Genomic DNA, 13,296 nt, shown 5'->3' on the forward strand with positions numbered 1-13,296 from the left:
TAGCTTTTTAACTTTACAGGATAGCTTATGATTATTTGAAGTTCTGCGGCTTTGATATAGCTTCTGTGCTATCTCAGCATTATAGTCACTATTTATACTAGTGCGATTAAGTTCCTTTTTTATAGCTGTTTCACTATAGCCAATTTTATTGGCTATTTGAGATGTTTGGTATCCTAATTTAAGTAATTCTTCTATACAATATCTATTTGAAAGAGTTAAGTGCTTTGGCATTTTTTAGTTCCTTATCGTTTATTTTAGTTTCGTCAAAACCTAATAAACTATATTTGGAACTCTCTTTCAACTATTTAAAACTTTCAGAATACAATCTAGCAAACTTGTGTTGATTTACCTGTAATAGTTCATCTACCAAATTATAAAGAAGTTATAATTCAGTATTCAGATAAAATTTTTGATTTTTGTATATATTTAGCAATTATTATCAGTTTATTTAAGTTTTTGTATAATAGTAAGAATATCTCTATTGAGAAGAAAAAAGCACAAAATAAAGATTCATATAGTGACTTCAGAGATATTAATGCTATATATAAAGCTTTTGAACTAGGAGCTGTCGCTATCTCTATTATACTAATCTTAGCAGCATTTAATGTGCCTTTGACAGCTTTAGGAGCATTTAGTGGAGTTGCTTTTGCAGGCTTAACTTTTTCTCAGAGCACTTTGATTACAAATTTTTTTGGCGGTCTTTTTGTTATATTTAACCGTAAATATTCAGAGGGTGATGTAATATCATTAGATATAAATTCATCAATCAAGTTTAGTGGTACTATCAAAAAAAATAGGCACTCTTACAACACAGGTTGATAATTATGAAACAGCACCAATGCATATTCCAAATTCGGTGTTTTTAAATACTTGTATAACAACAACTTCACGCCGTACCCATAGACGGATAGTACAGTTTATAACTATTGATTATAAGTACATGGATAAAATACCAGTTATCAAAGAAAAAATTCTTGCAGTGCTTAAGTCTCATCCTAATATTGATCAGAATAAAACAGTATCAGTATCAGTATCATTGGCTTCTAGTGGTAGTAATATTTCGGGTAGATCAGAGGGTAGCTTTGGAGCTAATGGTATAAATTTACAGGTTTATGCTATGGTAAATAAGGTATTTTTCGTTGATTTTATAACAGCCCAAGATGAAGTGTTTTTGAGTATCGCAAAAGAGCTAAGGGATTTCAATGTTGAGTTTGCAATAAATCCAATTACTTTGCATAAGTAGTATTGTTGATTAAATTAATCTATAATGCTCAGATCTTGTATTTTATCAATATTTTCTAAACTCATAAGAAGTCTATCAAAACCTAATGCTACTCCTGAACATTCTGGTATATTTTCTATACAGTTTAGAAGTTTATAATCTATATCTAAATAGGCTTTATTTTGTTGCTTTCTTATTTCGAGATCACTATTGAAGCGCTTGAGCTGCTCATCTTTATCAATTAGTTCATAGTATCCATTTGCTAGTTCAATACCATTGCTAAATACTTCAAACCTTGCAGCTACTAGTTGTTGATTTTGATTATATATTTTTCTAGCGAGTGCTGACTGGTGTATCGTATAATCATAAATAAAATAAATAGTATCATTTTGATTAAGATTTTTTTCAATTTTATAACTAAAAAGTATATCTAAACAATCAGTAATGGTTGGATTTGATAGTCCTTGAATATCTCCAACTGTTTCTTTGACTATATCTTGTAAATGTTCCAAAGAAATATTGTGAGGATTAATTTTATAATGCTTTTCAAATGCTTCATGATAACTTAAATATATGAAGTTTAAATTTGGTTTAAGCGCTAAGAATAAATTCTCCATCTCTTGCATTAGTTGTAGATAGTTAACACCTACTCGATACCACTCTATCATTGTAAACTCATGCTTATGAATTTGTCCACAAGGCTCATCACGAAATGCTTTACAAATTTGGTATATACTACCACTACCTGTAGCTAATAATCTTTTCATTGCATACTCTGGAGAGCTTTGGAGATATCTTTTGCCAGAAACTGTCTCAATGCTAAAAACATCTATAAAAGGATCTGTTACACCAAATTCATAAGCTAAGGGTGTATCTACCTCTAATATACATAAGCTTTTAAAGTAAGAGCGAATCTTATCTAAGTATTCTGCATGTTTTTTAATATTTTTCAGGCTCATTATATAACTCTTATTTTGCTAATATTTGCTAGATCAAATTCATGAAGATTATTACTATCATCTAAAATTTTTAGCATTAGATTATCAGTAATACCTCTAGCAATACCTTGAAAATTCTTATTTGAATAGTTAAAGGTAATCTTTTTGTTTAGCGTGTAATCATACTTTGAAAAATTCTCTAGAGTATCTAAATAAGATTTCTCAAAATTATCAATAATATATTTTACTAAATCGACTATAACTTTGGATGAGTCTATCTCATAATTATTAATTATGGATAGTGATGTCCATTGCCTATCAATATCTTCATTAATATTTGTCATATTTACATTTATACCGATACCAATAACAATATCAAAACTATCTTTTTTGATATTTTTAGTTTCAATAAGTATTCCTGCTAATTTATGATCTTCAAAATAAATATCATTTGGTAGTTTTATTTTTAGTTTTTCTTGTTGATCAACTGGAATATATTTCTTGATAGTTTCTAAAACTCCTAGTGCTACTTTAATGCTTATAAAAGAGTCTTTTGCGATGTTAAAGTTACAACTAAATGCTAATGTTGAGTAAATGTTATCATTATTATTAGAGATCCATTTATCACCACGACGTCCACGTCCCTTTGTTTGTTGCTCTGCATAGCAAAAATGATATTTATGTGATAAATTTCTTTCTAGTAAATAGTCATTGGTTGAGCCTATTGTAGAGAAATGTTCAACACATATATCATCAATAACTGTATTGAGAGCTGTCTTAATATATTTATGATTTTTCATTTTTCGATAAGTTTAATATTGAGAGATAAGTTTATTTGCCCGAGGAACTCTTCTTTTTGTAGTTCATAACAGGCTTTTATAGTATCGCCAATAGCTATTTGTTCAATTATTTTATTTTCTGAAGCATTAAACCATATAGCTTTAATTGAAGGAATATTTTTATAGCGTAAAACTAGTTGAGCATGATTTTTATCTTTACCAACTAAACGTAGATTTTCTATAGTGAAGCTATTGTAAAATAGAGGTTTTTCAAATTCTCTGCCAAATGGTTCAAGAGATTCTATCTTTTCTAGGGTTTGTAGTTTGAAATCATTCTCTTCAAGTTTAAAATCATACTCTAAAATAGGCTCTAAAGATATACTATTGTTTTTAACGAAATTAATAATTTCACTTTCAAATAAATCATAAAAAGTATCGAAATCAGATTTGTTAATTGTTAAGCCAGCAGCACCTTTATGACCACCATACTTTATCATCAAAGTAGGCGATTTACGTGCTATAGAATCAAGTATTGTTTTAATATTAATACTATCTACACTTCTAGCAGAGCCTGATATTATGTTAGAATCATTTTGTGTTTCAGAAAAAATAATCACAGGTTTACCAAACATTTCTTTGACTCTACTTGCTGTAATACCATGAATTCCAGAATGACCATCATTAAGTAGTATACATAATGAGTTGTTATTATTGTCTAATTGATGTGCTTTGGTTATTGCTTCATGAGTAAGCTTTTTTTGAATTTCTTTACGTTGGCTATTTTGTTTAGTTAGGTTTTCGTACGTTTCTTCAATTTTGCGTTCATCATTCTCAAGTAAAAAGCTAACAGACCCTAGTGCATCAGAAACTCTTCCGTCACTATTTAGCAAAGGAGCTATACTAAAACTAATATACTCACTTGATAATTTATCTTTATTTAAGAAGTCCCAACATAGACGATCATTGTTTTTTAGTTGCTCTATACCAAGTTTTGTAACAATGCGGTTATTGTGACTATTTGCCATGCTAACACAGTCTGCAACTGTACCAATGGCAACAAAATCAAGTAAATTACTTAATCCGTAAGACTTAGATAATGATTTACTATTTTGTAGATATTTTCTACGAAGAGCCGCCATAAAAAGCCAAGCAACCATACAGCCAGCTATAGCTTTGTCAGGATAATCACAATCATGTTGGGTTGGGTTTAGTACGGCGATAGCACTTTTAGGCGCTCCCTCAGGAGGAATACCATGGTGATCAGTTACGATAGTATCAATTCCATTTTGTTTAAGAACAGCAATCCTAGGCTCATCTGTTGAACCATTATCAGCTGTTATGATAAGATTTGGTCTAATACTATCTGTTAATATTCTATTCATCAGAGACTCTGATAGACCATATCCTTCCTGCATCCTGTGACCTATATATGAACGAATCTTTTCTTTAGGGTAATTGAATATCTTTGTCAGTGCTTCATATAAAATTGCATGCGATGTTTGGCCATCACAGTCATGGTCGGTTTCTAATCCAATGATTTCATAATTTTGTAACGCTTGAAAAAGTCTATCTACGGCTTTATCGATATCTTTGAAGAGAAAGGGGGACGATAGATCTTTTATAGAGCCTTTTAGTATAAGATCAATGTTCTCAAAATTACTTACTCTAGAAGAGATAATCCGTGCTAAAAATAAGTCATAACCTTTTGATAATAGGTTAGACAATATATCTTGATTAGCTTGTTTTTGTCTTATTAACATAAATTTATATTAGAAAGATTTTTTTACCACTGAGGTGGTTTCGACACATATTTACACCTGATATAAATAATAATGCTAATGGTATTGCAAAGAATATACCCCACAACCCCCAAACACCCCCAAATATCAAGATAGATGATACTACCCCTACTGGGTGGATATTTAGAACTTCAGAGAAAAGAAGAGGTACTAATAAATTACCATCTAAAGCTTGAATAATAAAAAATACGATCAACATTGATACAAAAGTACCATTTAAACCAAACTGTAAAATACCAACCATGACGACTGGGATTGTAATAATTACCATACCAACATAAGGTATAATTACGGACAAACCGACACCAACAGCTAGTAGTAATGCATAGTTTAGATTAAAGTATGCAAAACCCATATATGTTACGATAGACACTGTAATCAGCTCAATAGCTTTGCCTCTAACATAATCAGCAAGTTTAGGTTTAAGATCATTCCAAACGAAATATAATGCACCATTTTGTTCTGGTAAAAATGATTTAAACCAGTTAATCATTCTTGCTTTATCTTTTAGAAAGTAAAATACCATAAGTGGTACTAAAAATAGATATATCAAAATAGAGAAAAGAACAGGAATTGTTGTCGCAGTATTTTGTAGAATAAATGATCCTATATTAGAGCTTATTTTTTGCCAGTCAATACTATCAAACCAAGTCACTATTGAATTGATTCTAGCTTCGGTAAGTATTGTTGGATACTTTACAGATAGCTGTTCTAAGCTTTCTTTTAAACTAGATAGTGTATGCGAAGCTTGTTTAATAAAATCAATTAGCTGATTAACAATAATTGGTAATAATACAAATATTAGTGATAAAAGTAATATGAGGAATAGCATATATACAATATATACTAATATGATACGTTTTATCTTGGTGAATTTTTGTAATATATTAACAAGTGTGTCGAGTAAATAGGCAATAACAAGAGCTGCCAATATAGGTGTTATATAATTACCTAAAAATGTTAAAACCAAGTAGAAAAATAGCATTAATCCAAAAAACACTATAGGCTCATTATTTTGATATCTATTGCGATACCAGTCTTTTATAGTTTGTAAAATCATTTATAATTAAATCATTATTAAATTGAAGATATTGTAACAGTTTTCAAAAAAATTGAATACACAAAGACATTAAAAGTATACCTGAGAAGAAGCTACTTTTTGATAGTTATAACAGCTGGGATAATTAGAGCTATTACAATTCCACCAACAAGCATCATATCAAAATTTAAAACCGACATATCCATACTGTCTATAGGAATAAATCCAACAATAATTGCAACTATACAACCAACACAGCCTAACAGAGCCATTAGTATAGTTCCAAGAGAGCCTTTACATATTTGATATTGACCTTCTTGAAGAGGATAGCTTATTTTAAGCTTAACAGCTGTTATAAACATAAATATGTATGCGATTACAGCTAATTGCGCAGTTAAATCACTAAGATACCAGTATGCTTCATTGACTGATGGCATGAGTATATATGAAAAACAAAATACCGTAAAGATAAGAGCTTGTGTTATAAGCATGGTATCAGGAGCGTCATTTTTGTTAGTTCTACCAAATATTTGTGGCAGGATATTATCATTACTAACAACCATAAATGCTCTGGATAATCCCATAATCCAAGCTGAAGTTGTTGTAAATGCACCAAATATTAATGTAATTGCAATAACATATGTCATCCAAGGCATATTGATTTGGTTAAAGAAGTAGTGAAATGAAACCATTAATCCTGTGACAATATCAATATCACCAATCTGTAGCTGACTATTAACTAAAATCACAGCTATATTTGATAATATCAAAGAACCTAGTATTACAGAGCCTGAGATTAGTAAGGCTCTAGGGAAGTTCTTTTTGGCATTTTTGACGTTAGCTGCATGAATTGCGCTCATCTCTAGACCAAATAGGCTAAACATAACTGTTATAAATAAAGCCCAGCTACTTATGTTATTACCTGATGGGATAAAATCACCAACAGTTGGTAAAATTATCTCAGAAGTGTGAGAAAACGACCAAATAATAGCTATTAATATAATAATAAACATAGGAAGAAGTGTACCTATAATAGCACCAAGAGTACTCACTGTACTTGAAGTTTTGATACCAAATAAGTTGATAGCTGTAGCACTCCAAAACATAACCAAGCTCATTGATATCATATACCAAGGGTTAGATACTAATTCATTTGCATTTTGACCTATAGTCGGAGCTATTACATAAGCAATAATACCAGCGAAAAAGCCACAAATAGAAGGAAACCATACGAGGTTATAAACCCATTGTATCCATATCACTAAAAAGCCTAATCTTTTACCAAAAGCTTTTTTGACCCAGATATAAATACCACCAGTCTCTTGAGATGACCCTGTAGACATTTCGGCAGTAAGTAGAGCACATGGAATTAAGAAGAAAATACCCGCAAGAATATAAAAAGTAATAACTATCCAGCCAGCTTGAGCAGTGATTGATATGTTTCTTAAGCTATCAACTGCAATAATATTTATCATTATTAGTCTGATTAGACCAAACTTTTTACTACTAATAATTTGTTCCATTATTCTACTTTTCTATTTCTCCGATACCACGGTTTAGTATATACTTAAAGAAATTTTATAACAACTAGAGCGTGTGTTACTTTTATGAAACGAAAAGTTTTTGTTTTGGGCCTGCTAGTTAGCTTACTAAATGTAGCTTATTCTGAAGAAGATTCGTATATATGTGATAATAAAGTTCTCAAAAATCCAATTATAGCATCAGAGTCTAGAACTCAGTTGAATTTTACAAACTGGGCTGACTATATATCTCCGGATATAGTGCCTTGTTTTTCAGAGTTGTCTAATACTAGAGTTAAGTATATATATACATCTGATGATAATATGACAAGAGCGAAGATAATGACAGGCTCTTCTGGTTTTGATTTGATAGAGCAGGGCGCTTTGTATTTGAATAGTGAGATAGCATCGAATGCTCTTATTAAGTTAGATAAGTCAAAGTTACCAAATCTAGATTATCGTAATAAAGTTATTTATGACAAGGTATCTCAAATTAATGATCCGGGTAATAACTATGCTGTAGTATATAGTTATGGAACTACTGGACTAGCTTATAACAAACAAGAAATAGAACAAAGATTAGGAAAGGATGTTGTTCCTAATAGTTGGAAATATGTATTTGATAAAAAGTATCTCAAACAGATAGCGTCATGTGGAGTCTCATTGCTTGATGAGCCTGAGCAGATATTCGGTAATTACTTTTTTTATCATGGTATTGATCCTAATACTAATAGTAAAGCTGAGTATGAGAAGGCAGCTCTAGATATTATCAAAAGCGTACGTCCATATATTAAGTACTTTGATAGTAATAAGTATCAAAATGATTTCACAGTGGGTAATCTGTGTCTAGTAATGGGATACTCTGGCGATGTAGTTAGATCTGTCGAAAGAGCAAAAACTGTTAATCCTGATGTGACTTTAGCATATGTGATACCTAAAGAAGGTACTAATATTTGGTTTGATATGTTGATGATTCCAAAAGGAGCTAAAGATCTTGATAAAGCTTATGCGCTTATGAACTATATTATAGATCCGTATGTGGCAGCTCAAAATAGTAATTATTTATATCAGCCTAATGCAGTTACACAAAATGAAAAATATTTAGATTATATATTTAATGATACGAATATCAGACCTACTGATGAGATGATCAAAAAGATGTATGTTCTTAATATTCATGATGCAGAAATGCAGAGTTTTATCAGTAGAATGTGGATGAATGTTAAATATGGCATGGAATTTACACCTAAGTACTATAAGCCTAATCAAAATTAGTTTAAAGCCACTTTGGATTGAATACTTCTAAAAAAGGTGATTGGTTATTCTGTATTCTTAGTTTCTGATCTCAGATAATATTCGATGATAATTCTTAAATCTAACGGGATTGATGTGACCTTGTTTAACTTGCTCAACAATTTGACAACCTTTAGATCCCTCTTCATGTGAGCAATTTCTGAATTGGCACATCCCTTTATATTTTTTGAAATCTAAGAAACCATCAAAAAGCTCTTCTTTTGTGATATGCCAAAGTCCAAATTCCCTTATGCCAGGAGAGTCAATTATATTAGTAGTATCATCTATCTCGTACAAAGTAGAACATGTAGTAGTATGACGCCCTTTTTTGGTAGAATCTGATACAGCAGTTGTTGCAGTAATTTTTTCACCTAGTATTGTATTTAATGTTTCAGACTTGCCAACACCTGATTGACCTAAGAATATTGATGTTTTGTCTTTAAGCTCTTCAAGAAGCTTGTCAATTCCTATATTGTTTTGTGCAGATATATAAAAAACTTTATAGCCAATTTTTTGGTAAACACTTGCTAGATTTTGAATATATTCTTTATCTTTTTCTGTCTGATTATCTATTTTGTTGATAACAATTATTGGTTCAATATTACTGTTATCTAGTGCAGCTAGATATCTATCAATATAGTGTTCAACTGGTGCCGGAGAGTGTGCAATAATTATTACAGCACTATCAATATTTGCGGCAATATTTTTATTTTTACGCTGATATTGATTCGGACGAGCGATTAAATTCTTTCTATCTAATAATTTAGTAATTACATAAGTGGAATTTGTATATTCTAATTCTACATTATCCCCTACAGTCAGTTCACCTTTCAAGTGGCTTCGTAATAGTGCCGAAACTTTCTCGCCATTTGTAAGTTTGACAGAAATGTTGCCACCGAAATTCGTTATGATTTTTCCTTGCAAGAATATAGACTTAATTACTTAATATTAAAATTAATTATAAGCCTTATTTATAAAAATGCTAATAATGTCTTGTATATATTTGAATAAAAATATTATCTTTGTTAGTGTTGAGAGGTTAAGAAATAAAATTTATACTTAATCTTAAAGAAGAATTAAAGGAGAAGTAATGAAAAAAACTAAAATTTTAGCATTAATGGCTTTCGCAACGTTTGGTGCGACAAGTTTTTCTTATGCGGATGATGCAGGAGGCGTTAACCTATCACCAGAAGGATACTGGGTACAATTTGATGAAGATCCAGATGCTGGTCGTGGTATGCTACAAGGTATTATTCATACTTATTTCGCAGATAATAATGATTATGGAAAGAAAGGGACTCTTCAAATGGAGATAGTAGTTCCTCTAATGTATGTCGATGCATCTGGTAAACCAACTAAGCCAAGAGCAACATGTAATAATTGCTCAAATGGCTCATATAATGGTTTTGATTACAAAGGTAAAAACACTCCGCTACAGGGAATAGTATTCGCAGGTAATATGCAGTCACAATCAGGTACAGGTGTTGCTGGTCAAAGTAGTGATGTATATAAAGATGGTGGTGTAATAAATCCAAATGATGGTAAAGTTTACGCATCTGAAGCACAAGTTCAAGATGCAGGTAGAACAATGTATGCTAAAGCTGCTTATATCGTTTGGGGCAAAGAGTTAGGTAGTAAAGCTGCTCATTGGCAGAGAATCACAAAAGCTGATTACGAAAAAGTTAAAGCAGATTGTGGTGTAACCGCTGATGGACAATATGTAAATAAAGATGAGAAGGTTACTGCTACTTGTGCTAACTATCCTGTTGAGCAATTTGGTGTTAAAAGTCCCGTCTAATTAGTTTGTATAATTCCAATTTTTCTTTATACTTTATCTTAAAAGTCATAACAAGTTTTCTAGAATGATTAAAAAAATTACTTTCCTAATTTTTGGTTTTATTATAGCTGTGAGTAGTTATGCAAATTTTGATAAATCAAATGTAAATGGGTATTGGTTACAGAGAGATGAAGCTACAAATGTTGGTGTAATTCATGCGTATACTAACGATCATGGTAGTTTAAATGCTAGAATATTTGTACCATTAGCGAATGTTGATGATGGTAAGATTCACCCTCCGATTGTATATTGTAAAAACTGTGGCAAAGGTGATGCTTATGGACATAAGTATGACTACTCTAGTGGCCATGATACATATCAAGGACTAGAGTTTGTTTGGGATATTAAAAAATCAGGCTCTGCTGATAAATCACATGGTAAAGGACCTATTTATACTGAAGGATCTGTACTAAATCCACATGATGGTAAATTTTATCATGTCAAAGTTCAAACTATAGAAGATGGGGATAAGGTTTATGTTAGAGCTTTTTGGGGATTTTTAGGCAAAGATGAATATTGGCAAAGAATACCTAAATCTCAGGCTAATAAAATAAAATGGGAGTGCGGTTTAACAAAAGATAAAATCTATCCATATCAAGATAGGTCAGGCAAGATTGTAGATCAAGAGCTATGGAAGGAGTGTTCAACAAGAGATTTTGTAAAAGATCCTTTGTGATAAATTATCTATGTATTCTCAGCAAAATTATCGCCAAATAAGATTATTACCTGAAGATTTAGCCAATCAAATAGCAGCAGGAGAAGTTATAGAAAGACCCTCATCTGTTGTCAAAGAACTTATTGAAAACTCTATTGATGCGGGAGCAACTGCTATTACTATAGAAATTCAAGAGGGCGGTAAGTCATTAATCAGAATTAGAGATAATGGTAAAGGAATTGCTTATGATGATTTGCGACTAGCTCTAGCACCTCATGCAACAAGTAAGGTTTATACTCTTGAAGAATTAGAGTCTGTTGCTAGCATGGGCTTTCGTGGAGAGGCTCTGGCTAGTATAGCTTCTGTTTCAAAGCTAAAAATTATCTCAAAACATCAAGATTTAGATGATGCTTGGCAAATTAATAACGAAACTAGAGAGGTTACTCCTGCTGCACATGTGACAGGGACAACTATTGAGGTTTGTGAACTCTTTTACAATACACCAGCACGACGTAAATTTTTGAAAAAAGATAATACTGAGTTTTTACATATTTCTGATTTACTTAAGAAATATATGCTTTGCTATTTTGGTATAGCTTTTAGACTTATTCATAATGGTAAAGAGGTCAAAGATCTATTATTAGCAGAAGATGCGCAACTTAAGTATAATCGTGTTTTAGATTTGTATAGTCGTGACTTTATTGAGAACGCTATCTATATAGATAAAGAGGTTGGAGATGCTCATTTATGGGGATGGGTGGCTAGTCCGAGATTTAATAGAGCTAGAGCAGATATGCAGAGCTTCTATATAAATGGACGTATTATCAAAGACAAGATTGTTACTCATGCGATAAAAAATGCTTATAAAGATGTAATGTATGGTAATAGATATCCAGCATTTTTGCTTTATCTTGATATGGATTATAAAGAGGTGGATGTAAACGTTCATCCAGCTAAAAGTGAAGTGCGCTTTAGAAATCAGAAATTCATCTATGATTTTCTTTTTGGTACAGTCAATAAAGCTATAACTACAAGTGCTGATGTAGAAGTTGACAAACCTACTCTTCGTGATAATAACTTCCAAGAAAGATCAAGTAATGTAAATAATCCGCTTAATATTGGTAATATGAGTTTGGATATCAGTATTGAAGATGAAAAGGATGAAAGCTCAAGTACTATTTTGTTAGATAAATATTTTAGTAATCAAACTACTCAAGAAAATGAAATTCATATATCACAAAAGTCAAAAGCTAGTGGTTTAGGACAAGCTATCTGTCAGATTCATGGTATATACATACTCTCTCAAGTAGATGATGGTGTAGTACTTGTGGATATGCATGCTGCTCATGAGAGAATACTCTATGAAGAAATGAAAAAAACTTGGCATGCAGATACTGCTAAGTTTAAGCAAAATCTATTAATGCCCTTAACGTGTAGATTATCAAGTAATATAGTCGCAACGATTGATGAGAATCTAGAAGTTTTTGAGAAGCTAGGCTTTGAAATATCAGTAGTAGCAGATGATGCAGTATTAGTTCGTTCAACGCCAATATATGTCAAAGATAAAGATGTGCAAAATCTAATATCAAATGTAGCTACAGAGCTTACATCTTCTGGTAAGACAAAGAGTGTCGAATTTTATCTAAACCATATTTTGGCTACAGTATCTTGTCATGCTGCTGTACGAGCAAATGATAAGCTTAGTATTCCGGAGATGAATCATTTACTAAGACAGATGGAGACTGTTGAAAATTCCGGTCAATGTAATCATGGCAGACCGACTTGGGTTAAATTAAATTTTGCTCAACTGGATGGTTTCTTTTTGAGGGGAAGGTAGAGATTTTATCTAGTGGGTAGAGAAATAATTTAATTTTTGTATTATTGCTAGATTGTATTCTGAAAGTTTTAAATAGTTGAAAGAGAGTTCCAAATATAGTTTATTAGGTTTTGACGAAACTAAAATAAACGATAAGGAACTAAAAAATGCCAAAGCACTTAACTCTTTCAAATAGATATTGTATAGAAGAATTACTTAAATTAGGATACCAAACATCTCAAATAGCCAATAAAATTGGCTATAGTGAAAGAGCTATAAAAAAGGAACTTAATCGCACTAGTATAAATAGTGACTATAATGCTGAGATAGCACAGAAGCTATATCAAAGCCGCAGAACTTCAAATAATCATAAGCTATCCTGTAAAGTTAAAAAGCTA

At 31.4% G+C, this 13,296-nt stretch carries 11 protein-coding genes and 2 pseudogenes; 6 read left to right on the forward strand and 7 right to left on the reverse strand.

Features of this window, described 5'->3' with window-relative positions; genetic code table 11:
* A partial coding sequence (locus tag F8C69_RS04925) for a helix-turn-helix domain-containing protein (RefSeq protein ID WP_159183792.1) occupies window positions 1–231 on the reverse strand: 231 nt, incomplete at its 3' end.
* A 99-nt stretch (window positions 232–330) separates the two neighbouring features.
* Here F8C69_RS04925 and F8C69_RS04930 point away from each other — a divergent pair.
* A pseudogene (locus F8C69_RS04930) lies at window positions 331–1,243 on the forward strand (mechanosensitive ion channel family protein); the annotation flags it as partial.
* Between the two features lie 14 nt (window positions 1,244–1,257).
* Here F8C69_RS04930 and epmA read toward each other — a convergent pair.
* The 5 genes and pseudogenes from epmA to gadC form a co-directional block, all read right to left on the reverse strand.
* Entirely contained in the window at window positions 1,258–2,181 is a 924-nt protein-coding gene (gene epmA / locus F8C69_RS04935; RefSeq protein WP_159184410.1) for an EF-P lysine aminoacylase EpmA, read from the reverse strand.
* Window positions 2,181–2,960 (reverse strand): biotin--[acetyl-CoA-carboxylase] ligase, encoded by a 780-nt coding sequence (locus tag F8C69_RS04940; protein WP_159184411.1) that lies wholly within the window; start codon window positions 2,958–2,960, stop codon window positions 2,181–2,183. The genes epmA and F8C69_RS04940 overlap by 1 nt, the downstream gene beginning before the upstream one ends.
* Entirely contained in the window at window positions 2,957–4,699 is a 1,743-nt protein-coding gene (recJ, locus tag F8C69_RS04945) for a single-stranded-DNA-specific exonuclease RecJ (protein WP_159184412.1), read from the reverse strand. The genes F8C69_RS04940 and recJ overlap by 4 nt, the downstream gene beginning before the upstream one ends.
* Window positions 4,693–5,798, reverse strand: a pseudogene (locus F8C69_RS04950) (AI-2E family transporter). The gene recJ and the pseudogene F8C69_RS04950 overlap by 7 nt, the downstream one beginning before the upstream one ends.
* A 92-nt stretch (window positions 5,799–5,890) precedes the next feature.
* Entirely contained in the window at window positions 5,891–7,300 is a 1,410-nt protein-coding gene (gadC, locus tag F8C69_RS04955; RefSeq protein WP_159184413.1) for a glutamate transporter GadC, read from the reverse strand.
* 84 nt (window positions 7,301–7,384) lie between these two features.
* Here gadC and F8C69_RS04960 point away from each other — a divergent pair, with 84 nt between their 5' ends.
* Entirely contained in the window at window positions 7,385–8,572 is a 1,188-nt protein-coding gene (locus F8C69_RS04960; protein WP_159184414.1) for a polyamine ABC transporter substrate-binding protein, read from the forward strand.
* Between the two features lie 57 nt (window positions 8,573–8,629).
* Here the strand turns inward: F8C69_RS04960 and rsgA are convergent, their stop codons facing one another.
* Complete coding sequence (gene rsgA / locus F8C69_RS04965) at window positions 8,630–9,514, reverse strand: ribosome small subunit-dependent GTPase A (protein WP_159184415.1); 885 nt, start codon at window positions 9,512–9,514, stop codon at window positions 8,630–8,632.
* A gap of 166 nt (window positions 9,515–9,680) precedes the next feature.
* On the opposite strand from rsgA, the gene F8C69_RS04970 reads away from it, so the two are divergent.
* The 4 genes from F8C69_RS04970 to F8C69_RS04985 form a co-directional block, all read left to right on the forward strand.
* The gene (locus F8C69_RS04970) at window positions 9,681–10,388 is read left to right on the forward strand and encodes a DUF2147 domain-containing protein (protein ID WP_159184416.1); all 708 of its coding nucleotides are present in this window, start codon (window positions 9,681–9,683) and stop codon (window positions 10,386–10,388) included.
* A gap of 64 nt (window positions 10,389–10,452) precedes the next feature.
* Window positions 10,453–11,103, forward strand: a complete 651-nt coding sequence (locus tag F8C69_RS04975) for a DUF2147 domain-containing protein (protein ID WP_159184417.1) — start codon at window positions 10,453–10,455, stop codon at window positions 11,101–11,103.
* Window positions 11,104–11,113: 10 nt separating this feature from the next.
* On the forward strand, window positions 11,114–12,919 hold the full coding sequence (gene mutL / locus F8C69_RS04980) for a DNA mismatch repair endonuclease MutL (RefSeq protein WP_159184418.1): 1,806 nt from the start codon (window positions 11,114–11,116) through the stop codon (window positions 12,917–12,919).
* Between the two features lie 146 nt (window positions 12,920–13,065).
* The coding region (locus tag F8C69_RS04985) for a helix-turn-helix domain-containing protein (protein ID WP_159183974.1) at window positions 13,066–13,296 on the forward strand (231 nt) is incomplete at its 3' end.

Origin of the sequence: Francisella noatunensis subsp. noatunensis (genome assembly GCF_009823375.1) — a bacterium.
Taxonomy (GTDB): Bacteria; Pseudomonadota; Gammaproteobacteria; order Francisellales; family Francisellaceae; genus Francisella; species Francisella noatunensis.